Here is a 21,735-nt window from a genome sequence, read left to right as displayed (position 1 = left end):
GCGCGGCGGCGCGGGTCGCTCGACGAGGTCCGCGGTGGAGGCCGGCGTCGGCTCCGGTCGACCGTGTCCGCTCCGGTCCGCCGGCACCGGGCGCTGCTGGCCGGGGTCGGCTCCGGCCCGCCGTCACCGGGGCGAGGACTCCGGAGGCGGGGGTGTCGCGGAGCGGAGGACACCGTCGGCGGATCCTGCCCCCCGTCAGGGTCGCGGCGTAGACGCGGGCGAGAAGCGCGACCTACGGTTCGAGCCTCCCACCTCGGGTTATTGAGCTCACGCTGACGTGGGCAGATCGCTGGCCTCATGCCGCACGTGTCCTCTCGCACCTCGCTCCGCCGTCATCGGCAGAACCGCAGAAGAGGGGCGATCGGGACGGGTGTCGTCCTCGCCGTCGTCGGAGCCGCGCTCTTCGCCGGCGTCTCGGCGCAGGCGGCCACGGCGCCCGACCTCGGCACGGCGGAGGACTACTCGGTCCTGGCCGCGTCGACCGTGACGAACACGGGGTCGAGCGTCCTCGACCAGAACGTCGGGGTCAGCCCGCTGACCGCCGTCACCGGGTTCCCGCCCGGGCGGACGGACGGAGTGATCCACCGCGGAGACGCGGAGGCGGCGCAGGCCCAGGCCGACGTGGGCACCGCCTACGGACAGCTCGCCTCGCAGGCGACGACCGCGCAGATCGGCGCCGAGATCGGCGGCCGGACGCTGAAGCCCGGGGTCTACACCGCGGCCGGACCGGTCGGAGTGACGGGGACGCTCACGCTCGACGCCGAGGGCGTCAACGAGGCGGTCTTCGTGATCCGCGCCGCGTCGACGCTGACGACGGCGTCGTCGAGCTCGGTGGCCCTGATCAACGGGGCGCAGGCCTGCAACGTCTACTGGCAGATCGGCAGCTCCGCGACTCTGGGCACCGACTCGGACTTCGTGGGCTCCGTGCTCGCCTCGGTCTCGGTCACGGTGACGACGGGCGTCTCCGTCGAGGGCCGCGCGCTGGCCCGCTCGGGAGCGGTCACGCTCGACTCCGATGACTTCACCGAGCCGGGCTGCGAGCCCTCCGACGGTGGACCGTCGCCGACGGCGACGCCGACTGTGACCCCGACGGTCACGCCCACGGTGACCCCGACGGTGACGCCGACGGTGACTCCGACTGTGACTCCGACTGTGACGCCGACTGTGACTCCGACGGTGACGCCGACGGTGACGCCGACGGTGACTCCGACTGTGACTCCGACTGTGACGCCGACGGTGACGCCCACGGTCACGCCGACGGTCACGCCGACTGTGACCCCCACGATCACGCCGACGGTCACGCCGACGGTGACCCCCACGGTCACGCCGACTGTGACCCCGACGGTCACGCCGACTGTGACCCCGACTGTCGCCCCCACGGTCACTCCGACCGTGACTCCGACTGTCACCCCCACGGTCACCCCGACCGTGACCCCGACTGTCACTCCGACGGTGACCCCGACTGTCACTCCGACGGTGACTCCGACTGTCACTCCGACTGTGACGCCGACTGTGACCCCCACGATCACGCCGACGGTGACCCCCACGGTCACGCCGACTGTCGCCCCCACGGTCACTCCGACGGTCACTCCGACGGTGACTCCGACGGTGACTCCGACGGTCACTCCGACGGTCACGCCCACGGTGACTCCGACGGTGACTCCGACGGTGACTCCGACGGTCACGCCGACGGTGACGCCGACGGTGACTCCGACGGTCACGCCGACCGTCACTCCCACTGCCACCGCGAGCCCGACCGCGACGCCCACGCCGACCGCGACCACAGCGCCGCGCCCGGCACCCTCGCACGCAGCGATCGTTCCCGCCGCCGGCTCGAACGGACCCCGCGGACCGGCCCTGGCCTCGACCGGAGTCGATTCCGCAGCGACGGCGACCGCCGGAGTGCTCGGTCTGCTCGCCCTGGTCGGCGGCGGCCTGATGCTCCTCACCCTCCGACGCCGCGGTGAGCGCACCGGCAGCTGATCCCGGATGACCACCGGCAGCTGATCACCGCCAGGCCGTGCGCCGGACTCCCGAGGGGTCCGGCGCACGTCTGCGCCCACGACTCCGCTCCGCTCGTCTAACGGGCGTCTCTCGGATGCCCGCCCGACCTGCTCCTCCGTCGCTCCGCCGCTCCGCTCCGCCGCTCCGCTCCGTCGCTCGAACCACCGAGACGCCCCGGTGACGGCGGTGTCTCGGGTCACAGGGTGGCGTCTCGGCGGAGCGCGCCCGCGAGAACGCAGGAGTTGTCGTACTCGGCGTCGAGTGCGACAACTCCTGAGGACTCGCGGCGGGCGGGCGGCCTCGACGAGGAGGTCCCAGTTGTCGAAGCCGACGACGGCGACGTCCTGCGGCACGCGCCGGCCGGTCTCGCGCAGATGATCGAGAGTGCCCCGGGCGATCTGGTCGCTCGCGCAGATGATCGCGTCGAGGTCCGGATGCGCGCGCAGCAGCGTCTCGGCGCACTGGCGGCCCCAGCTCTCGGACCACTGCCCGAAGAGGACGCCGCCGCCGACCAGCGGGAGCCCCGCCTCCGTCAGCGCCTGCTCGACGCCCCGGGCGCGGTCGTGCGCGGCGGTGTAGCTCGGCTCGCCGTTGACGAGCGCGATCCTGGTCCGTCCGCGCTCGATCAGGTGGCGGGCGGCGAGGACGCCGGCCTGCACGTTGTCGGGCGTGAAGGAGGAGTCGCGGGGATCCTCCGAGGGCGCGTAGGCGTAGACGACCGGCACCGGGATGGTGCGCGTGATCGAGGGGCGGGGGTTCGTCGTCCGGCCGAGCACCACGATCCCGTCGACGCGCTTGGCGAGCAGGTTCTTGATGTGGTGCTGCTCGCGGATCGAGTCGCCGCGGGCGTCGCAGAGCAGCACCGACGTCGACCCGGCGCCGAAGGCGTCCTCGGCGCCGAGCAGCACGGGGAGCACGAAGCGGTTGTCGAGGTCGTTGGTGAGCATCCCGATGGTGCCCGTGCGCCGGGAGTTGAGGGCCTGCGCGAACGGGTTCGGGGTGAAGGAGAGGGCCTCGGCGGCGTCGAGCACGCGCTGGCGGGTCTCGGCGCGCACCTGGTCGCGGCCGTTGAGCGCCTTCGAGGCGGTGGCGATCGAGACGCCGGCGGCGGCCGCCACGTCTGTGAGCGTGATGGTGCCGGTGGGCTTTCGTGGTGACACCGGTCCTCCGTTCCGGGCCCGACGGGCCGCCGCGTCGATCCTCGCACGACTCCGCGGAAAAACCGAAAAGACCGAAAAGGTCGCTTCTCTTGACGGACCGCCCCCCTCTGCCTAGGTTTACCCGACAGAAAGTAGTTTCGGCCCGGCGCAGACGATCGGGACGACTGCCGAGGAATCCGTCAACGACGAAGGGATCATCCGTGAAGACGAGGAAGCACGCTCGGGGCCTCGCCGCCGCCGTCCTGCTGGGAACGGCCGCCGCCGCACTGACCGGCTGCGCGAGCGGCACAGGGGGCGACTCCGGCTCCGCCGCGGGAGGCAGCTACACGTTCTGGGATCCGTACCCCCAGTTCGACGAGACGTCCGACTGGGCGAAGCTCATCGACTCCTGCGGGACCGAGGCCGGCGTCACCGTCGAGCGCACCGGCTACGACACCACCGACCTGACCAACAAGGCGCTGCTCGCGGGCCAGCAGGGCAACTCGCCCGACCTCCTGCTCGTCGACAACCCGGTGGTCTCGACGCTCGCCGAATCGGGGATCCTGACCACCACCGCCGAGAACGGACTCTCCACCGACGGCATCGATGCGAACATCCTCGCCGCCGGTCAGACCGGCAGCGACACCTTCGGAGTGCCGATCGGCGCCAACACGCTCGCGCTGTACTACAACAAGGCCGTCCTCGAGAAGGCCGGCGTGGACGTCTCCTCGATCACCGACTGGGCGAGCCTGACCGACGCGCTCGAGAAGGTCACCGCGTCCGGAGGCAAGGGCATCACGTTCTCGGGCATCGGCACCGAGGAGGGGACCTTCCAGTTCCTGCCGTGGTTCTGGGGCTCGGGGGCCGACCTGACGCAGCTCGACTCGTCCGACGCCGTCGACGCCGTCTCGCTCTGGAAGGACTGGCTCGACAAGGGCTACGCGCCCAACTCCGTGATCGGCAACACGCAGACCACGAGCTGGCAGGAGTTCGAGACCGGCGAGTACGCGTTCGGCGAGAACGGCACCTGGCAGCTGGCCAACGCGAAGGCGTCGGGCATCGACTACGGCGTCCTGACCATCCCGTCGAAGGACGGCGGAGCGGCCCCCGCACCGACCGGAGGCGAGTTCCTCACCCTTCCGATGCAGTCGGACACGGCGCGCTACGAGACCTCGAAGAAGATCGCCGAGTGCCTGACCTCCACGGAGAGCCTGGTCACGACCGACAACACGCTCTCGTACATCGCGCCGACGGCCGAGGCGCAGCAGGAGCAGGTCGCCGGCAACGCCGACCTCGAGCCGTGGGTCACCGCCGTGCAGGCCGCGAAGGGCCGCACCTCGGACGACCTCGGGACGAAGTACCCGAAGATCTCGGAGCAGCTGTGGGGCGCGGTGCAGACCGTGCTCAGCGGCTCGCAGTCGCCCGAGGACGCCCTGAAGGCCGCCCAGTCGGCCGCCGAATCCGCCACGAAGTAGGACGACCGGGGGCTCCTGCTCCCCGAACGAGGTCCGCCCGGCCGGTGCTCCGCGCACCGGCCGGGCGGACGGGAGAGACCATGACCACTGCCACCGAGACCGCCCGCCTCCTGCGGCGCGGCACCGAGCCGCCGGCCCCGCCCGCCCCGGCCGCCGAGAGCCGCCGGCGCCGCTGGCGCCCCGAGGGCGGCCGCCTCGTCGCCTGGGCGTTCCTCGCTCCGCTCGTCGCCTACCTGCTCGTCTTCTACGCGTTCCCGCTCTACCGCAACCTCGAGCTGAGCCTGAAGGACTACACGGTCCGCTCGTTCGTGCAGGGGAACGCGCCCTTCGTCTGGTTCGACAACTACGTCCAGGTGTTCCAGGACGCGACCTTCGGCCCGGCGCTGCTGCACACCGCGGTGTTCACCGGCGTCTCGCTCGTCTTCCAGTTCACGCTGGGGCTGGCGCTCGCCGTGTTCTTCTACCGCCGCTTCCCGCTCGCGAGCACGCTCCGGGCGCTGTTCCTGGTGCCGTGGCTGCTGCCGCTGATCGTGTCGGCGTCGACCTGGTCGTGGATGCTGAACAGCGACTCCGGCATCGTCAACGCGTTCCTGGAGTCGTTCGGGATCGGGCAGATCAACTGGCTCACCTCGCCGAGCACCTCGCTGATCGCGGTCCTGATCGCGAACATCTGGATCGGCATCCCGTTCAACCTGGTGATCCTCTACTCCGGCCTGCAGAACATCTCGCAGGACCTCTACGAGGCGGCCTCGCTCGACGGCGCGACCGGCGCCCAGCAGTTCTGGCGGATCACGCTGCCGCTGCTGCGCCCGGTGTCGGCGATCACGATCCTGCTCGGCCTCGTCTACACGCTGAAGGTGTTCGACATCATCTGGATCATGACGAAGGGCGGCCCCGCCGACTCCTCGACCACGCTCGCCACCTGGACCTACCAGCTCGGCTTCGGCTCGATGCTGCCCGACTTCGGACCGGCCGCGGCGGTCGGCAACCTGCTGATCATCCTGGCCCTCGTCTTCGGTCTCGTGTACATCCGCGTCCAGCGGAAGCAGGCCGACTCGTGACCGCGCGCCGCCCCTGGTACCTGACGGTGGTCGGGATCGCCCTCACGGCGATCATGCTGTTCCCCGTCTACTGGATGATCAACGTCTCCCTCACCCAGACCGGCTCGATGCGGAAGGATCCGCCGGACTGGTTCCCCTTCTCGCCCACGTTCACCGGCTACCAGGCGGTGCTGAGCGAGCAGCTGCCCTACCTCGGCACGAGCCTCGTCGTCGGCCTCGGCACGGTGCTGCTGACCGTCGCCATCGCCGCCCCCGCCGCCTACTCGCTGGCGAAGCTGCGGCCCCGCGGCGGGCAGGCCCTCTCGTTCGTGCTCCTGATCGCGCAGATGATCCCGGCGATCATCATGGCGATGGGCTTCTACGCCATCTACCTCAACCTCGGGCTGCTCAACTCGATCCCGGGCCTGATCGTGGCCGACTCCACCATCGCGGTGCCGTTCGGCGTGCTGATCTTCACGGCGTTCATGTCGGGGATCCCCGACGAGCTCACCCAGGCGGCCCGGATGGACGGAGCGAGCGCCTGGCGCACCTTCACCTCGGTGATCATGCCGATCAGCCGCAACTCCGTGGTCACCGTCTCGCTGTTCGCGTTCCTCTGGGCCTGGTCGGACTTCATCTTCGCCTCGACGCTCGACAGCGGCGGGAAGCTCCAGCCGATCACCCTCGGCATCTACAAGTACATCGGCAACAACAACCAGGAGTGGAACTCGATCATGGCGACCGCCGTGGTCGCCTCGCTCCCGGCCGCCGTCCTCCTCGTCGTCGCCCAGCGGTACGTCTCAGCGGGAGTCACCGCCGGCGCCGTCAAGGACTGACCCGTCCCTCCAAGGAGACACCGTGACCCTCACCGCCCCCACCGCCACCGCCCTCGGCGGCCCGGTCGCCCCCTCGCGGAGCCTGCTCCGGCCGCTCCGCCAGGACGAGATCCGCCTCACCGGCGGCTTCTGGAAGCACTACCAGGACCTCAACTCCTCCGCCGTCATCGAGCACTGCCGCTCGTGGATCGAGCGCGTCGGCTGGGCCGGCAACTTCGACCGCGCGGCCGACGGCTCGATCTCGTCCGCCGAGGGCGGCGACGCGCACGCGGGCATCGAGTTCGTCGACTCGGAGGTCTACAAGCTCCTCGAGGCCATGGCCTGGGAGCTCGGCCGGAGCGACGACGCCGGGCTGCAGGAGCGGTACGACGACCTCGTCGCGCGGGTCGCCTCCGCGCAGGATCCGGACGGGTACCTGCACACGAGCTTCGGCCGGCCCGGCCAGCGCGCGCGCTACTCCGATCTGGAGTGGGGCCACGAGCTGTACAGCTTCGGGCACCTCATCCAGGCCGCTGTGGCGCGGCTGCGGACCGGGCACGACGACCTCCTGCCGCAGGTCGCCCGACGGCTCGCCGACCACGTGCACCGCGAGTTCGGGCCCGACGGGAGGGTCGCCGTGTGCGGCCACCCCGAGATCGAGCCGGCGCTCGCCGAGCTGGCGCGGGCGACGGGGGAGGAGCGCTACCTCGAGCTCGCCCGCCTGTTCGTCGAGAGGCGCGGCACCGGGACGCTGAAGCCGATCGCGTTCGGCGCCGAGTACTTCCAGGACGACGTGCCCGTCCGCGACGCGGAGGTGCTGCGCGGCCACGCGGTGCGGGCGCTCTACCTCGCCTCCGGAGCCCTCGACGTCGCGGTCGAGACCGGCGACGCCGAGCTGGAGGAGGCGGTCCGCCGCCAGTGGGAGGCGACCGTCGAACGGCGCACCTACGTCACGGGCGGGATGGGCTCGCACCACCAGGACGAGGCGTTCGGCGCCGACTACGAGCTGCCCCCGGACCGCGCCTACGCCGAGACCTGCGCGGCGATCGGCTCCACGATGCTCAGCTGGCGCCTCCTGCTCGGCTCGAACGAGCCCCGCTACGCGGACCTCATGGAGCGGACGCTGCTGAACGCGGTGCTCCCCGCGACCCGCGACGACGGCCGCGCCTTCTTCTACACGAACACGCTGCAGCAGCGCGTCGACGGAGTGGCTCCGGACGAGTCGCGCGAGACCGACCGCGCGCAGTCCAGCCTCCGCGCGCCCTGGTTCTGGGTCTCGTGCTGCCCGACCAACACCGCCCGCACCCTGGCGAGCGTGGAGCTCGGCTTCGCGACCGCCACCGACGAGGGCGTGCAGCTGCACCAGTACGGCGCCTACGAGGTGCGCACCGGAGGCGTCGCGCTGCGCGTCGAGACGGAGTACCCGGCCGACGGCGAGATCGTCGTGCGGATCCTCGAGGACGCGGAGTTCGCGCTGACGCTGCGGGTCCCGCCGTTCGCGCGGGGCTCGGCGCTGCTCGACGGCGAGCCGGTCTCGACGCCGACCGTCACCGTCCGCCGGGCGTTCTCCGCCGGCGACACCGTGCGGCTCTCGCTGCCGATGACGGCCCGCTTCGTGGCCCCGCACCCCCGGATCGACGCGGTGCGCGGCCAGGTCGCCCTCGAGCGCGGGCCGTTCGTGCTGGCGATCGAGTCGCTCGACCTGCCCGAGGGTCTGGACACCGAGCACATCGCGGTCGACGCCTCGGTGCCGCCCGTCGCGACCGCGGAGGGTGCGCGCGTGGCTCTCGTGGCGCGGGAGGCGGCTCCCGGCTGGCCCTACGGCTCCGTGCCGGTGGAGGAGGGGCGCCGCTTCGAGGCGGAGTTCGGGCCGTACCACCGCTGGGCGAACCGCGGACCGTCGACGATGCGGATCTGGACGCCGACGGCCTGACCCGGCGGCGCCCGCGAGAACGCGGAAGTCGTCGCACTCGAGCGCGAGTGCGACGACTTCTGCGTTGTCGGCGGTGGTGCAGCCGGGCCGTGCGCTCAGATCCAGCCGCGCTCGCGGGCCTCGATGACCGCGCGCTGGCGCGTGTCGACGTCGAGCTTGCGGAGGATCGACGAGACGTGATTGCGGACGGTGCCGGAGGAGAGGTGCAGCGCCGCGCCGATCTCGCCGATCGTCTCGCCGCGGGAGCCGGCGCTGAGCACGTCGAGCTCGCGGTCGGTCAGCGGGCTGCGCGTGTTCGCCAGGGCGTCGGCGGCGATCTCCGGATCGACGTAGCGGCGTCCGCTCGCGACCTGGCGGATCACCTCGGCGACGTCCTCGACCCGGCGCGACTTCGGCAGGAAGCCGCTGACGCCCGCTCCGAGCGCCCGCCGCAGGACCCCCGGCCGCGCGTGCCGGGTGACGACCACGACCCGCGTCGCCGAGACCCGGCGCAGCCGCTCCGCCGCCTCGATCCCGTCGAGCCCGGGCATCTCGACGTCGAAGAGGCACACGTCGGGCTGCAGGCGCAGCGCCTCCGCGACCGCCTGCTCGCCGTCGCGGCACTCGCCCACGATCTCGAGGTCCTCCTCGAGGCGGAGGAGCGCGGCCAGCGCCGTGCGGATCATGTCCTCGTCGTCGGCGATCAGCACCCGGATCACGAGTCGCTCCCGACCGGCAGGCGCGCGTCCAGCTCGAAGGAGCGGCGGACCGCCCCGGTGCGCAGCGTCCCGCCTGCCCGCTCGACCCGCTCCGCCATGCCGAGGACGCCCGAGCCGGTCCCGTCCGCCTCCTCCGCATCCGGTGCCAGGTCGTTCACCGCTTCGAACCGCCACTCGTCCCGCTCGCGAGCGAGCCGCAGCCGCGCGCTGGTGCCGCCTCCGTGCTTGAGGATGTTCGTCGTCGTCTCGCGGACCACCGGCCCGAGCGTCTCGGCGGGCGCCTGGGCCGCCGCCGGGTCGACCTCGAGCTCGACGCGGAGCCCGGCCGAGCGGAGCAGGTCGGCGGCGTTGGCCAGCTCGTCGACGAGCGGGACGCTGCGGAAGCGCGTCGCCAGCTCGCGGGTGCCGGTGCGGGCGCCGTCGACCGAGCGCTGGGCGGCGCGCAGCTGCTCGAGCGCGGCCTCCGGGTCGCTCCCGAGGAGACGCTCGGCGAGCTCGAGCTGCAGCGCGATGACCTGGAGGTGGTGGCCCTGGAGGTCGTGCACGTCGCCGGCGAGCAGCAGGCGCTCCTGGGCGGCGGCGAGCCGGCCCTCGGCGGCGCGCGCCCGGTCGAGCTCGCGGACGATGTCCCACCACCACAGCGCGCTGACGACGGTCAGGGGCAGCAGCGTCGCGAACAGCAGGAGGGTCGAGAGCGCGGCCGACGCGTCCGGTGCCGCGCGCGTCTGCTCGAGCACCGCCGCGACCCCGAGGACGATCGTGCAGAGCACCATCACCCGGAGCCGCACCCCGCTCTGCCAGGGCAGCACGGCGACCAGGGTCGCGGCGAGCGAGAGCCCGAGCGCGAGGCTCCCGGCGGCCGTGCCGGTGAGCGCGGCGGCCGCCACTCCGAGGCAGAAGACCAGGGTCGGCGCGGCCCGGAGGCGCACCGGACCCTCGCGGTCGGCGCGCCGGTACGCGAGCGCGGTCGGCGAGAACACCGCGATCCAGGCGGCCGCGCCCAGGAAGTACGCGCCCTTCCGCCACTCCTCGGCCTCGGCGCTCAGCACCGCCACGGACCAGACGGCCAGGACGACCACCACGAAGGAGGCGGCTGACGCGAGGGTGTACCACCAGGTCACTGCGACGCCGCGGCCTGCGCGCACGGGCGGATCCGCCTCGGTCGTGTTCACCATGCGGCCCAGGCTACGACCATGACACTTGTCACCCCTCGGACCGTCGATCGTCCCGGACAGCGGTGACCCGGCGGCACTGCCGCGGCGCTCCCGGACACGGTCGGATGGAGGAGTCCCGAGAGCCGGGGCCCCGCATCGGAAGGCACGACCATGACGATCATCAGCGACGCGATCCTCGGATTCCAGGACCTGATCGGCCGCGTTCCGGAACTCGTACAGCCCCTCGTCGTCGCGGCGGCCGGGGCCGTCCCCTTCATCGAGGGCGAGGGGGCGGCGTCGATCGGCATCATCGGCGGAATCCACCCGGTGGTCGCCGGACTCGCCGGGGCGATCGGCAACTTCGTCTGCGTGGCGCTGCTCGTATTGCTGGGCACCGGCGTCCGCTCGGCGATCACCGGCCGCTCGGAGGCGAAGCGGACGAGTCCGCGGCGCGAGAAGTTCCAGCGGGCCTTCACCCGCTACGGCGTCCCGGGCGTGAGTCTGCTCGGGCCGCTGCTGCTCCCGACGCACTTCACCGCGGTGATGCTGGCGGGCGCGGGAGTCGGCCGCGGGCGGATCCTGCTCTGGCAGGGCGTCGCGATCGCACTGTGGACGACGGTGCTGACCGTGATCGTCGGGCTCGCCGTCTCGGGCGCGACGCAGGCGGGCTGACCGCGCCGGGCACCGGTCCTGAGGCGTGCGAACCCGGTGGCGCAGTTCTGTCCGCACCGGCGGTCACCGCCGGATGCGCCGCCCCGGTCCGTCGTCCGGGTCCGCCGGGCTGCGGGGCTGCAGCTGCGTGTGCAGGCGGATGAGGGTGTCGCGCAGCCGCGTCTTGACGGTGCCGAGGGGGATCGACAGCTCCTCGGCGATCTCGGAGTGGCTGTACCCGCGGACGTAGGCGAGGTAGAGGACGTCGTGGTGGATGGCGGCGAGCTGCCGGATCGCGCCGGCCGCGGGCGCCAGGGCCAGTCGGACGTCCGAGCGCTCCCACTCGTGATCCCTCGGCCGGTCGAGGACCGTGTACTGCACCTCCCGGCGCCGCGCCGACCGGTCCGCCCGGGCGCGGTCCACGGCCCGACGGTGCGCGACCTGGGCCAGGAAGGCGAGGACGGGACGGCCCGGGTCGAGCGAGCGCGCCGTGCGCCAGAGCTCGAGGTAGACCTCCTGCGCGACCTCCTCGGCGGCGGCGCGGTCGTCGAGCACCGCGTCCGCGACGGAGAGGACCCTGCTCGCGGTGAGCGAGTAGAGCTGCCGGAAGGCGGTCCGGTCGCCTGCGCAGACCCGCAGCAGCAGGGCCGCCGACCGCGCAGGGCCGTCCCCGGGCTCACGCCGCTTGCCTGTCATCGTCGACACAGGGCTCAGCCTGGCACCGCGGACGCGCTCCTCCCGGGGTCGTGCCCCCAAAGATGGCCCCCGTTAGAGGCTCACTTCTGCTCTCGTCCGCCGATGCGCGCCGCCCGATCCCCCCTCTGTGCAGGGCCGGCCGTTCGCAACCGAGGCTCGGAGCGTCCGACGGGGCCCATCAGGCCAGTGCCGGGCCGCTCGACCTCGGTTGCGGACGGGCTCAGGCGGCGACGCGCGCGTTCGACTGCGCGAGGAGCGCGACCGAGCGCAGGCGGGCCTCCGTCTGCAGCGACGCGTGGGCGACGATGACCTCGTCGGCGTCGGCGGAGCGGGCGAAGTCGGCGGCGTAGTCGGCCACCTGGTCGCCGGTGCCGACACCGGTGTAGGTGGTCATGCTCGCGACGTGGGCGCCGATCGGTGCGCTGAGCAGGGCGTCGAGCTCCTCGTCGTCGAAGGTCTGGCCGACGGGGATCTGCCCGCTCTGGCGCAGCAGCATCATCAGGCGGGCGCGCTTCATCTGCGCGAACTGCTCCTGCGCGTCCTCCTCGGTGTCGGAGGCGATGGCGTTCATCCCGGCGATCACGTACGGCGCATCGAGCTGCTCGGAGGGGCGGAAGCCGCGGCGGTACTCCGCGACGGCCTGGTGGAGCGCGTCCGGAGCGAAGTGCGAGGCGAACGCGTAGGGCAGGCCCAGGGCGGCGGCGAGCTGCGCGCCGAAGAGCGAGGAGCCGAGGATGTAGAGGGGGACACGGGTGCGGGCGCCCGGCGTCGCGCTGACGCCGGGGATGCGGGACTCGCCGGCGAGGAAGGCCTGCAGCTCGAGCACGTCCTGCGGGAAGCGCTCGGAGGAGTCGGGGTCGCGGCGGAGCGCGCGGAAGGTCGCCTGGTCGCTGCCGGGGGCGCGGCCGAGCCCCAGGTCGATCCGGCCCGGGTGCAGCGTCTCGAGGGTGCCGAACTGCTCGGCGATGGTGAGCGGGGAGTGGTTCGGCAGCATGACGCCGCCGGAGCCGAGGCGGATCGTGGAGGTCTGCGAGGCGACGTGCGCGATGAGCACCGAGGTCGCGCTGGAAGCGATGCTCGCCATGTTGTGGTGCTCGGCGTACCAGACGCGGCGGTAGCCGTTCCGCTCGGCCTCCTGGGCCAGGGCGACGGAGGCGGCGAAGCTGTCGCGAGCGGTCTCACCGGGGGCGATGGGGGCGAGGTCGAGGATGGAGAGGGGAACGCTCATGGTGAGGGCAACGCCCGCGACGGCTCCGGTGTTCCCGTCGCGGGCGCCTTCCTCACGCCTCAGGGATGGCGCGGCCGAACGCCTCCAGCGTCACGGCCTCGGGCTCCGGTCCGCCGCGCACGCCGGCCTCGAGGGCGTCGATGCGGGCGAGCTCCGAGCCGGAGAGCGCGAAGTCGAACACGTCGATGTTCTCGGCGATGCGCTCGGGGCGGGTCGACTTCGGGATGACCTGGCGGCCCTCCTGCAGGTGCCAGCGCAGCATCACCTGCGCGGCCGTCTTCCCGTACTTGGCGCCGAGCTCGAGGAGCACCGGGTCGTCGAAGCTGCGGCGCGGGGAGTCGCGGTAGGCGGTGATCCCGCCGATGGGCGACCAGGCCTGGGTGAGGATGTCGTTCTCGCAGCCGAAGCGCTCGACCCGCCGCTGCTGGAAGTACGGGTGCACCTCGAGCTGGTTGACCGCGGGGACGACGTCGGTCTCGGCGAGCAGGCGCGTGAGGTGCTCGACCATGAAGTTGCTCACCCCGATCGCCCGCACCCTCCCGTCGGCGAGCAGCCGCTCGAGCGCCCGGTAGGCGTCGAGAGTGCGGTCGAAGGCCTCGGGCAGGGCCTGGTGCAGGATCAGCAGGTCGATCCGCTCGACGCCGAGTTTGCCCGCGCTCTTGTCGAAGGCGTGCAGCGTCTCGTCGTAGCCGTAGTCGCTGATCCACACCTTCGTCTCGAGGAAGACGTCGTCGCGGCCGGCGATCGCCTCGCCCACCTCGCGCTCGTTGCCGTAGGCCGCCGCCGTGTCGATGTGCCGGTATCCCGCGTCGAGCGCGGCGGTGACGGCCGCGCGGGTCTCGTCGGGCGGAGTCTGGAAGACGCCGAGTCCGAGGGCGGGGATCTCGACACCGTTGTGGAGAGTGAACGTGTTCATGAGCTCACGCTACGACCGCAGACGCCGAGTCGCCCGAGAAGCCGCGCGCGACTCCTCAGGCGACCCCGTCGCTCCGGCCCTGCTCAGCCGTCGATCGGCAGCAGGATCCCCTTCACCGTCTCGTCCGTGGCGAGGAACTCCTGCACGGCCGGGTCCTGGAAGGCCTGGACGAGCTTCTTCACGTTCTCGGTGTCGCGGTACTCCGAGCCGATGGTGAGCTGCCCGGCGAAGTCGTCGGGGGCCTGCGGGGCGAAGATCTGCTGCTCGATCGGGATGCCGGCGGCGAGGTAGTACTCGGTGTAGCCGACGGCCGCGTCGAGGTCCGGCAGCGCGCGCGACTGGGCGGCGAAGTCGAGCAGGGTGAACTGCAGGTTCTTCGGGTTCTCGGCGATGTCGTCCTGGGTCGCGGTGCCCGGCTCCGTGCCCGGCTTCAGCGTGATCAGGCCGGCGTTCTGCAGCAGCCAGAGGCCCTGCGCCTCGTTGGCGGGGTCGGAGTAGAGCGAGACCGTGCCGCCGTCGGGGATCTGGGAGACGTCGGAGTACTTGTCGCTCCAGAGCCCGAAGCCCCAGCGGAAGACGGGAGTGGCGGCCTCCTCCTCGAAGTCGGGGTTGGCCTCGAGCACCTGCCCCAGCCAGAGCTTGTGCTGGTACACCGTGGCCGCGACCTCGCCCTCGCTCACCGCGCGGTTGATGGTGTTGCTGTCCGAGAGCCCCTTGAAGGCGACGGTGATCCCGTAGCGCGGCGCCACCTCCTTCGCGACGAAGTCGACCAGGGCCTGCTCGGAGGCGTTGCCCTCGGCGGTCGCGACGTAGAGGGTCGCGCCCTCCTGCTCGTTGGCCGAGACGGCGGGGGAGAGGAGCGGGACGGCGATCGCGGAGGCGACGCCGACCACGACGACGGCCGCTCCGGCGATCCAGGGCCAGCGGCGCTTCTTCTTGAGGTCGAATCCGAGGTCGTCGGGAGTGGACATGGCGGTGCCTTTCGAGGAGGGGGTGCGCGGGCGCGCTGGAGGGACGCCCGAGGGCGCAGGAGGAGGAGTGGTGGTTCTAGACGGCGGCCGCGACCCGCGGCGCTCGCCGCGAGCGGGAGGCTCCCGGGGTGGTGGCGCGGACGAGGGCGTCGCCGGTGAGCTGCACGGTCGCGACGGTGGCGACCAGGATCACGATGGTCGCGAGCATGACCGTGGTGTCGAAGCGCTGGTAGCCGTAGGTCACCGCGACGTAGCCGATGCCGCCGGCACCGATCGTCCCGGCGATCGCCGAGTACTCGATCATCGCGATCGTGTTGATCGTCAGGCCGCCGATGATCTGCGGCACCGCCTCGCTCAGCTGGGCGGTCCGCACCACCTGCAGCCGCGACGCTCCGGAGGCGCGGGCGACGCGGGTGAGCGAGAGCGGCACGCTCCGCAGCGCGTTCTCGACGATCCGGGTGAAGAAGGCGATCCCCGCGATCGACATCGGCACGACGGCGGCCGCGATCCCGATGTTGGTGCCGGTGATCAGGCGCGTGAACGGCATGATCGACGCCATCAGGATGAGGAACGGCAGCGAGCGGCCGACGCTGATCACGGCGCTAAGCACCTGGTGGGCGGCCCGGTTCTCGGCCAGCCCGCCCGGAGCGAGGTTGTGCACGAGAGCGCCCAGCGGCACGCCGACCAGCACCACGACCGCCATGACGATGCCGACCATGATCAGCGTCTCGCCGAGCGCCGGCAGCACCAGCGCGGGGATCTGCTCGAGCGGGACCTTGTTGTCGAGGTGGAGGATCACGCCGCCACCTCCTCGGCGAGGACGCGCACGCCGGCGGGCCGGACGGACAGGCCGAGCTCGGCCGCCGCGCGGGTGAGCCGCGCCTCGTCGACCGGGCCGAGCCCGATCGTCGCGTGGCCGACCGCCTGCCCGTCCACCGTCTCGATCGCCGCGCCGAGCAGCGCGACCGGGCCGACCGCCTCCGTGAGCCGGGTGACCCAGTCGGACGGCACTCCGGAGCGGGAGTAGCCCACCACCCATTCGCCCAGGCCCGGGCCGGGCGCGACGGAGGGGCGCACCGGGTTGAGGGCGAGGCCGAGCGGGGACGCGGGGTCGCGCAGCAGGTCGACGAGGCGCCCCGACTCCACGATGCGGCCGTGGTCGAGGCGGGCGACGGAGTCGGCCACCTGGCGCACCGTCTCCATCTCGTGGGTGATGAAGAGGATCGAGAGGCCCAGGTCGTCGCGCAGCTCCTTCAGGAGCGTGGTGATCGCGCTGGTCGAGGCGGGATCGAGGCCCGAGGTGGCCTCGTCCGAGAGCAGCACCGAGGGGCGGAGTGCGAGCGCGCGGGCGATGCCGACGCGCTGGCGCTGACCGCCGGAGAGCTGGTGCGGGTAGTAGCGGGCGCGGTCCGAGAGACCGACGCGCTCGAGCAGCTCCGCGACGCGGCGCTTCGTCTCGGCGGCGGTGACGCCGAGGTACTCCAGCGGCAGGGCCACGTTCTGCTCGGCGGTGCGGCGGCTGAAGAGGCCGTCGGACTGGAAGACGGTGCCGATGCGGCGGCGGGCGACGCGCAGCCGCTCCTCCGAGAGCTGCGAGAGCGCCTCCCCGTTGACGACGACCGTGCCCGAGGTGGGCCGCTCCAGGAGGTTCACGCAGGCGGCGAGCGTGCTCTTGCCCGCACCGCTCGGGCCGACGACGGCGAAGATCTCGCCGGTCGCGACCGAGAAGTCGAGGCGGTCGAGCACGGTCGCCTGACCGTACGACTTGCTGAGCTGCTCGAGCCGGATCATCGTGTTCCTTCGGACGGGTCGGGCGGCCGCGGCCTCTCCGCGTCGTCCCGGACACGATGATGGAGCACCGCGGGTCCGCTCGTCCCGGCCCGCGTCGCCCGGCGTCATCCTTCGTCGCCGGGCGTAACACTGCGCGGAGCGGAGGGGGCGAGGCCGCGAGACGCGACAGGTCCGCCGCGGCCGGCAGCACGCGGGCTACCTTGACCGGATGCAGCCGAAGTGGGAGTCGACGACCATCGAGCGCGCCTTCGACGAGGGGTGGTCGGACGAGCCGATGGGGACGAAGGAGAAGTTCTGGCTCGTCGCCGACCGCGATCTGTGGCTCTTCAAGTTCGCCCGCCAGCGAGGAGACGAGACCCGCGGTGAGGACTGGGCGGAGTGGGTGTCGTTCCATCTCGCGCGGATGCTCGACGTCCCGTGCGCGGAGATCCGACCTGCGACGGTGGGCGGTCGGCGCGGAATCATGTCGAGGAACGTCATCGAGCGCGAGCAGATCCAGAGCCTCGAGATCGGGAACAGCCTGCTGCGCCACTCCGATCGCCACTACGACCCCACTCGGAGGCGGCCCAACGACCGCTACACCGTCGATGCGGTGAGACGTGCTCTCGACGGCGTCGACGCTCCCACAGGCTTCGACGCCGTCGCCGGACTGAGCGGTTTCGACGTGTGGGCGGGCTACCTGCTGTTCGATGCCTGGGTCGCGGGACGGGATCGACACGACGAGAACTGGGCGGTCATCGCCGGACGCGGTCATCGGACCCTCTCGCCCTCGTTCGATCACGGCAACGCCCTCGGGTTCCAGGAGACCGAGGAGAAGCGCGCCGCCTGCCTCGCCGATGAGGCTCTCTTCGACCGGTGGGTGCGGAGAGGAAGGAGTCACCATTTCGCCGGGAGGCCGCTGCTGGTCGACCTCGCGATGGAGGCCCTCGCGGCGGCCTCTCCGGAGGCGCAGGCGTTCTGGCCTGCTCGACTCCGAGCGATCGATCCCTCTGCGGTCCGCGAGGTCCTCGCGGCGGTTCCTCCGACCCTGATGTCGGAGACGTGCGCTAGTTTCACGGAAGGACTGCTGGCAGCGACACGGAGGAGGATCCTCGATGACTCTCCTCGTTGATCGACCGGCGCCGCGTCCGGCCCCTGGTGTCCGTGAGCTGCTGCTCGTCTGGCAGAACCCTCGTACCCGCCGATTCCTCCGCGCGGCGGTGCTGTCCGTCGGGGTCGACGGCTTCCTCTTCCGGTACGAGCCGGACGCTGTCGCCGACGAGGACTTCTTCCCGCTCGCGGAGTTCCCCCTTGTGGATGCGGAGTACCGGAGCTCGTCCCTTCCGCCGTTCTTCGCCAACAGGGTGATGTCGTCCGAGCGCGGCTCGTACGAGGACTACCTGGGATGGCTCGGTCTCGAGGCGGCGTCCCCCGACCTCCCCGTCGAGATCATGGTCCGGACCGGCGCGACGCGAGCGACCGACACCTTCCACGTCGTGGAGAAGCCTCTCCGCACCGCGCAGACCCTCATCAGTCGCTTCTTCGTGTCGGGAGTCCGCCATCGGGCGGAGCTCCCGCTTCCGGTGCTGCCTCTCGAGCAGGGCGGCGGGCTGGTCCTCGTGCCCGACGCCTCGAACTGCCGCAACCCGGAGGCCTACGAAGTGGCCTCGGTGTCAGGAGAGCGGATCGGATGGGTGCCGGACTGGCTGTGCGCTGAGGTCGCCGCGCTCATGGCGTCCGGATGGGAGTTCGAGGCGGTCGCCGAGAAGGTGAACCCCGAGGCCCCGTCCCACATCCAGGTGCTCTGCCGGATCACCGCGACCCTGCGTCACTGAACCCGCTCGCGCTCCCGCTCAGCTGGCGGCGGCCGCCGCGCGGGGGGTGTCGGCGCTCGCCTCGCGGTCGAAGCGCTCGCGGCTGAAGACCTGGTCGGCGGTCGTCAGGGCGAGGCCGATCACGCCGGCCAGCTCGCCCAGGTCCGACGTGTGGATGGTCAGGTGCCGCGTGGCGAGCGGGTGGGTGCGCAGGTAGACGCGCTCGCGCAGGCCGGACATCAGCACCTCGCCGCAGTCGCCGAGCTGGCCCGAGATGACGATGGTCCGCGGGTTGAGGATGTTGACGAGGTCGGCGACCGCCTCGCCGAGGACGCGGCCGGCCTGGCGCACGGCCTGCGTCGCGCGCATGTCGCCGCGGAGCACGCGGGCCGTGACGTCGGCGACGTGCTTGATCGAGGGGTCGTCGGCCGAGAGGTCGCGGACGAGGGCCCAGCCGCTCGCGTAGGCCTCCACGCAGCCGGCGTTGCCGCAGCGGCAGGGCAGCGGATCCGCGTCGACCGTGCCGGTGACCGCGCGGGTGTGGCCGATGTCGCCGGCCGCGCCGACGGCTCCGCGGATCGTCGCTCCGTTGAAGACGAGGCCCGAGCCGATCCCGGTGCCGAGCTTGAGGCTGATCAGGTTGTCGGAGCCGTGATGGCGCGACTCGGCGAGGGCGCGGGCGTTGGCGTCGTTCTCGATGACGACCTGCACGCCCTCGTAGGGCTCGGCGAAGTAGCCGGCGATGTCGAAGTCGTCCCAGCCGGTCATGATCGGCGGGTTGCGCACGCGCCCGGCGGCGAACTCGACCGGTCCCGGGACTCCGACGCCGATGCCGGCGACCGCGTCGCCCTGCTGCAGCCGCTCGAACGCGGCGAGCACCAGCGTGAGCACGGCGTCCGGCCCCTCCCAGACGTCGACGACACCGCTCTCGTGCCGGAGGGGTGTGCCGCGCAGGTCGCAGGCGGCGGCGACGAATCCGCTCGCCCCGATGTCGGCGGTGAGGAACACCGTGCCGACCAGGTTCATCGCGAACATGCTCGAGGGGCGCCCGCCCGTGGACTCGCCGCCGGTGGTGGGGGCGATCAGGCCGAGCTCCACGAGGGTCGCGAGGCGCTGGTTGACGGTGGAGCGGGAGAGCCCCGTCTGCTCCATCACCGCGTTGCGCGAGACCTCGCCCTGCTCGCGGAACAGCGCGAGGACGTCGGCCACGTGCGAACCGGCCTCGCCGGTAGAGTACCCCGTCATCGCTCCCCCTCTTGTCACGGTCAGCGTACATGGCTGCCGACGAGGAACTTGAAGATCCCCGACTTTCGTATTGCGGTAACGCGAAAGCCCGGGTAGTTTTCGTACACCGGCACGCAGTGGTGCCCTGATCTTCAAGGATGACGATGAACCGCACAGCACGCCGCCTCCTCCCGGTTCTCGCACCGGTCGGCGCCCTCGCACTCCTCCTCACCGGCTGCGCCTCGGGTGGCGACACGGCCGCCGGCGGCTCCGGATCGACCAAGGTCGCCGCGGTCATCAAGGGCCTCGACAACCCGTTCTTCCAGGCGATGGAGAACGGCATCGAGGACACCGCGAAGGACGACTCCGTGGACGTCTCGGTGCAGGCCGCCGCCGACATCGGCGACACCACCGGCCAGGCCGACAAGCTCACCACCGTCGCCGGTCAGGACTTCGGCTGCCTGATCGTCAACCCGATCAGCGGCACGAACCTGGTGCAGGCCCTCGCCTCCGCCACCGGCAAGACGATCGTCAACATCGACAGCCCGCTCGACCCCGACGCGGTGCAGGCCGCGAACCTCGACGTCACCACCTACATCGGCACCGACAACGAGGCCGCAGGCGGCAAGGCCGGCGACTTCCTCCTGAAGCAGCTGCCCGCCGGCTCCGAGGTCGCCGTCATCGGCGGAGTCTCGGGAGACGTCACCAGCGCCGCCCGCGTCGACGGCTTCACCGCCGCGATCGGCTCCGACCTCACTGTCGTCCAGGAGGCCGCGGCCGACTGGAAGCGCGAGGTCGCGCTGACCAAGGCGACCGACATCCTCGCCGCGAACCCCGACGTGAAGGCGTTCTTCGCCGCGAACGACGACATGGGCCTCGGCATCGTCAAGGCCGTCGAGAACGCGGGCCTCACCGGCTCCGTCCAGGTGGTCAGCGTCGACGGCAACGAGGACGCGCTGCAGTCCGTGAAGGACGGCGGCCTCACCGCCACCGTCGCCCAGTACCCGTACGCGATCGGCCAGCTCGGCGTGCAGGCGTGCGAGGCCGTCGGCGCCGGCGAGGAGATCCCCGCCGAGATCGAGTCGCCCACCGCGCTCGTGACCTCCGAGACCGCGGAGCAGGCCCTCGGCGCCTTCCCCCAGCCGTTCGAGGAGTTCGACAACCCGCTCGCCGCGCTCGTCCCCAGCAAGTAGGACCTCCCGCCCATGGCAACCCAGGAAGCGACCATGACCTCAGTCACCGCCCGACCCCCGGCCAGCGCCTCCCCGCTGCTGGCGAACCTCCGTCAGCTCAGCTTCTGGGCCGAGAACGCCGCACCGATCGGGCTCGTCGCTCTGGTGATCGTGTTCTCGATCGCGACGCCGACGTTCCTCAGTCTCGGCAACATCAAGGCGATGCTCGTCGCCGCCGCGATCCTGGTCATCCTCTCGATCGGCCAGTCCTTCGTCATCACCACCGGCGGCATCGACCTCTCGATCTCGGCGACGATGACCGTCGGAGCGGTCGGCTTCGGCATCGGCTGGAGCGCCGGCTGGGGCTTCTGGCTCTCGGCGCTCGCGGCCCTGCTCTTCGCGGGGCTGATCGGAGTGATCAACGGCTTCCTGATCGCGAAGGGCAAGGTCACCGACTTCATCGCGACACTGGGCACGCTCTCGGTGGCCACCGGCCTCGCGCTGATCGTCTCCGACGGCAAGCCGATCACGGTCGGCAGCCCCGAGCTGCTCCGCCTCACCACCGGCTCGATCGGGATCATCGGCTACCCGATCATCCTGGCCGCGGTCATCGGAGTCGTCGCCTGGGTCGTCATGTTCCGCACCCGCTTCGGCCTGCACGTGCAGGCGGTCGGCGGCAACGAGGAGAGCGCGGTCGCCAACGGCATCAAGGCCGGGCGCGTGCGCATCGCGGTGTACATCATCGCCGCGGTCCTCGCCGGAGTCGGCTCGCTCCTCCTCGTCGCCCGCGTCGGCGCCGCGGAGCCGGCCATCAACACGCAGTACCTGCTCAACTCCATCGCGGCCGTCGTGCTCGGCGGAGTGAGCCTCACCGGCGGCAAGGCCAAGATCGTCGGCCCGATCATCGGAGCGTTCCTCCTGACCGCGCTGACCAACGGCCTGACCCTGCTCGGCGTCTCGCAGTTCTACCAGCCCCTCGCCGTCGGCCTGGTGGTCGTGCTCGCCGCCCTCATCACCCGCTACCAGAAGAAGTGA

The 21,735-nt window shown here is 71.9% G+C and carries 19 protein-coding genes and 1 pseudogene; 10 read left to right on the top strand and 10 right to left on the bottom strand.

Annotated features, from left to right (window positions below):
* Positions 1–297 precede the first annotated feature (297 nt).
* Positions 298–960 (top strand): annotated as a pseudogene (locus tag C5D08_RS16830) (ice-binding family protein); the annotation flags it as partial.
* Here the strand turns inward: C5D08_RS16830 and C5D08_RS17240 are convergent.
* Positions 867–3,122: a LacI family DNA-binding transcriptional regulator gene (locus C5D08_RS17240; protein ID WP_258067210.1), complete on the bottom strand. Its 2,256-nt coding sequence runs from the start codon at positions 3,120–3,122 to the stop codon at positions 867–869. The pseudogene C5D08_RS16830 and the gene C5D08_RS17240 sit on opposite strands and share 94 nt — an antisense overlap.
* A gap of 242 nt (positions 3,123–3,364) precedes the next feature.
* Here C5D08_RS17240 and C5D08_RS01235 point away from each other — a divergent pair, with 242 nt between their 5' ends.
* The 4 genes from C5D08_RS01235 to C5D08_RS01220 all read left to right on the top strand — a co-directional run bounded on the left by C5D08_RS01235 (position 3,365) and on the right by C5D08_RS01220 (position 8,406).
* Positions 3,365–4,618 (top strand): extracellular solute-binding protein, encoded by a 1,254-nt coding sequence (locus C5D08_RS01235; protein WP_104275463.1) that lies wholly within the window; start codon positions 3,365–3,367, stop codon positions 4,616–4,618.
* An 80-nt stretch (positions 4,619–4,698) separates the two neighbouring features.
* Positions 4,699–5,679: a carbohydrate ABC transporter permease gene (locus tag C5D08_RS01230; RefSeq protein ID WP_104275462.1), complete on the top strand. Its 981-nt coding sequence runs from the start codon at positions 4,699–4,701 to the stop codon at positions 5,677–5,679.
* Positions 5,676–6,494: a carbohydrate ABC transporter permease gene (locus tag C5D08_RS01225; protein WP_104275461.1), complete on the top strand. Its 819-nt coding sequence runs from the start codon at positions 5,676–5,678 to the stop codon at positions 6,492–6,494. The genes C5D08_RS01230 and C5D08_RS01225 overlap by 4 nt, the downstream gene beginning before the upstream one ends.
* A gap of 22 nt (positions 6,495–6,516) precedes the next feature.
* A complete protein-coding gene (locus C5D08_RS01220) occupies positions 6,517–8,406 on the top strand; it encodes a glycoside hydrolase family 127 protein (RefSeq protein WP_104275460.1) in 1,890 nt (629 codons plus the stop codon).
* Between the two features lie 95 nt (positions 8,407–8,501).
* Here C5D08_RS01220 and C5D08_RS01215 read toward each other — a convergent pair whose 3' ends face one another.
* Complete coding sequence (locus tag C5D08_RS01215) at positions 8,502–9,104, bottom strand: response regulator transcription factor (RefSeq protein WP_104237744.1); 603 nt, start codon at positions 9,102–9,104, stop codon at positions 8,502–8,504.
* Positions 9,101–10,279 (bottom strand): sensor histidine kinase, encoded by a 1,179-nt coding sequence (locus C5D08_RS01210; RefSeq protein ID WP_104275459.1) that lies wholly within the window; start codon positions 10,277–10,279, stop codon positions 9,101–9,103. Before C5D08_RS01210 ends, C5D08_RS01215 begins: the two co-directional genes overlap by 4 nt.
* A 150-nt stretch (positions 10,280–10,429) precedes the next feature.
* Between C5D08_RS01210 and C5D08_RS01205 the strand changes: the two genes are divergently transcribed.
* Complete coding sequence (locus tag C5D08_RS01205) at positions 10,430–10,930, top strand: small multidrug efflux protein (protein ID WP_104222703.1); 501 nt, start codon at positions 10,430–10,432, stop codon at positions 10,928–10,930.
* Between the two features lie 63 nt (positions 10,931–10,993).
* Here C5D08_RS01205 and C5D08_RS01200 read toward each other — a convergent pair whose 3' ends face one another.
* The 6 genes from C5D08_RS01200 to C5D08_RS01175 all read right to left on the bottom strand — a co-directional run bounded on the left by C5D08_RS01200 (position 10,994) and on the right by C5D08_RS01175 (position 16,511).
* Positions 10,994–11,605 carry a sigma-70 family RNA polymerase sigma factor gene (locus C5D08_RS01200; RefSeq protein ID WP_258067208.1) on the bottom strand — a complete coding sequence of 204 codons (612 nt, stop codon included), beginning with the start codon at positions 11,603–11,605 and terminating at the stop codon, positions 10,994–10,996.
* Between the two features lie 220 nt (positions 11,606–11,825).
* On the bottom strand, positions 11,826–12,833 hold the full coding sequence (locus C5D08_RS01195; protein WP_104275457.1) for an LLM class flavin-dependent oxidoreductase: 1,008 nt from the start codon (positions 12,831–12,833) through the stop codon (positions 11,826–11,828).
* Positions 12,834–12,885: 52 nt separating this feature from the next.
* A complete protein-coding gene (locus tag C5D08_RS01190; RefSeq protein WP_104275456.1) occupies positions 12,886–13,749 on the bottom strand; it encodes an aldo/keto reductase in 864 nt (287 codons plus the stop codon).
* An 83-nt stretch (positions 13,750–13,832) separates the two neighbouring features.
* Positions 13,833–14,720 carry a MetQ/NlpA family ABC transporter substrate-binding protein gene (locus C5D08_RS01185; protein ID WP_104275455.1) on the bottom strand — a complete coding sequence of 296 codons (888 nt, stop codon included), beginning with the start codon at positions 14,718–14,720 and terminating at the stop codon, positions 13,833–13,835.
* 76 nt (positions 14,721–14,796) lie between these two features.
* Positions 14,797–15,519 (bottom strand): methionine ABC transporter permease, encoded by a 723-nt coding sequence (locus C5D08_RS01180; RefSeq protein WP_258065338.1) that lies wholly within the window; start codon positions 15,517–15,519, stop codon positions 14,797–14,799.
* Entirely contained in the window at positions 15,516–16,511 is a 996-nt protein-coding gene (locus C5D08_RS01175) for a methionine ABC transporter ATP-binding protein (RefSeq protein WP_104275454.1), read from the bottom strand. The genes C5D08_RS01180 and C5D08_RS01175 overlap by 4 nt, the downstream gene beginning before the upstream one ends.
* Before the next feature lie 208 nt (positions 16,512–16,719).
* Here C5D08_RS01175 and C5D08_RS01170 point away from each other — a divergent pair, with 208 nt between their 5' ends.
* Positions 16,720–17,622 carry a hypothetical protein gene (locus tag C5D08_RS01170; protein WP_104275453.1) on the top strand — a complete coding sequence of 301 codons (903 nt, stop codon included), beginning with the start codon at positions 16,720–16,722 and terminating at the stop codon, positions 17,620–17,622.
* Positions 17,606–18,325, top strand: coding sequence for an HIRAN domain-containing protein (locus C5D08_RS01165; RefSeq protein ID WP_146086092.1), 720 nt, complete (start codon positions 17,606–17,608; stop codon positions 18,323–18,325). Before C5D08_RS01170 ends, C5D08_RS01165 begins: the two co-directional genes overlap by 17 nt.
* 18 nt (positions 18,326–18,343) lie before the next feature.
* Here C5D08_RS01165 and C5D08_RS01160 read toward each other — a convergent pair whose 3' ends face one another.
* Positions 18,344–19,549 (bottom strand): ROK family transcriptional regulator, encoded by a 1,206-nt coding sequence (locus C5D08_RS01160; protein ID WP_104275451.1) that lies wholly within the window; start codon positions 19,547–19,549, stop codon positions 18,344–18,346.
* A 143-nt stretch (positions 19,550–19,692) separates the two neighbouring features.
* On the opposite strand from C5D08_RS01160, the gene C5D08_RS01155 reads away from it, so the two are divergent.
* Together C5D08_RS01155 and C5D08_RS01150 are read left to right on the top strand one after the other, a co-directional pair.
* A complete protein-coding gene (locus C5D08_RS01155; protein ID WP_104275450.1) occupies positions 19,693–20,721 on the top strand; it encodes a substrate-binding domain-containing protein in 1,029 nt (342 codons plus the stop codon).
* Between the two features lie 33 nt (positions 20,722–20,754).
* Positions 20,755–21,735, top strand: coding sequence for an ABC transporter permease (locus C5D08_RS01150; RefSeq protein WP_104222714.1), 981 nt, complete (start codon positions 20,755–20,757; stop codon positions 21,733–21,735).

The sequence above is a fragment of the Rathayibacter sp. AY1B6 genome (assembly GCF_002932755.1).
Taxonomy (GTDB): Bacteria; Actinomycetota; Actinomycetes; order Actinomycetales; family Microbacteriaceae; genus Rathayibacter.
Note: the sequence above shows the minus strand (reverse complement) of the source record. Positions and strands in the feature narration are given on the sequence as shown.

Excerpts from the sequence above, each read along its gene's own strand:
- C5D08_RS01195 (WP_104275457.1), bottom strand. The coding sequence starts at position 12,833 with ATGAGCGTTCCCCTCTCCATCCTCGACCTCGCCCCCATCGCCCCCGGT.
- C5D08_RS01165 (WP_146086092.1), top strand. The coding sequence starts at position 17,606 with ATGACTCTCCTCGTTGATCGACCGGCGCCGCGTCCGGCCCCTGGTGTC.
- C5D08_RS01155 (WP_104275450.1), top strand. The coding sequence starts at position 19,693 with ATGAACCGCACAGCACGCCGCCTCCTCCCGGTTCTCGCACCGGTCGGC.
- C5D08_RS01150 (WP_104222714.1), top strand. The coding sequence starts at position 20,755 with ATGACCTCAGTCACCGCCCGACCCCCGGCCAGCGCCTCCCCGCTGCTG.
- C5D08_RS01160 (WP_104275451.1), bottom strand. The coding sequence starts at position 19,549 with ATGACGGGGTACTCTACCGGCGAGGCCGGTTCGCACGTGGCCGACGTC.
- C5D08_RS01175 (WP_104275454.1), bottom strand. The coding sequence starts at position 16,511 with ATGATCCGGCTCGAGCAGCTCAGCAAGTCGTACGGTCAGGCGACCGTG.
- C5D08_RS01170 (WP_104275453.1), top strand. The coding sequence starts at position 16,720 with ATGCAGCCGAAGTGGGAGTCGACGACCATCGAGCGCGCCTTCGACGAG.
- C5D08_RS01200 (WP_258067208.1), bottom strand. The coding sequence starts at position 11,605 with ATGACAGGCAAGCGGCGTGAGCCCGGGGACGGCCCTGCGCGGTCGGCG.
- C5D08_RS01185 (WP_104275455.1), bottom strand. The coding sequence starts at position 14,720 with ATGTCCACTCCCGACGACCTCGGATTCGACCTCAAGAAGAAGCGCCGC.
- C5D08_RS01210 (WP_104275459.1), bottom strand. The coding sequence starts at position 10,279 with ATGGTGAACACGACCGAGGCGGATCCGCCCGTGCGCGCAGGCCGCGGC.
- C5D08_RS01230 (WP_104275462.1), top strand. The coding sequence starts at position 4,699 with ATGACCACTGCCACCGAGACCGCCCGCCTCCTGCGGCGCGGCACCGAG.
- C5D08_RS01205 (WP_104222703.1), top strand. The coding sequence starts at position 10,430 with ATGACGATCATCAGCGACGCGATCCTCGGATTCCAGGACCTGATCGGC.
- C5D08_RS01190 (WP_104275456.1), bottom strand. The coding sequence starts at position 13,749 with ATGAACACGTTCACTCTCCACAACGGTGTCGAGATCCCCGCCCTCGGA.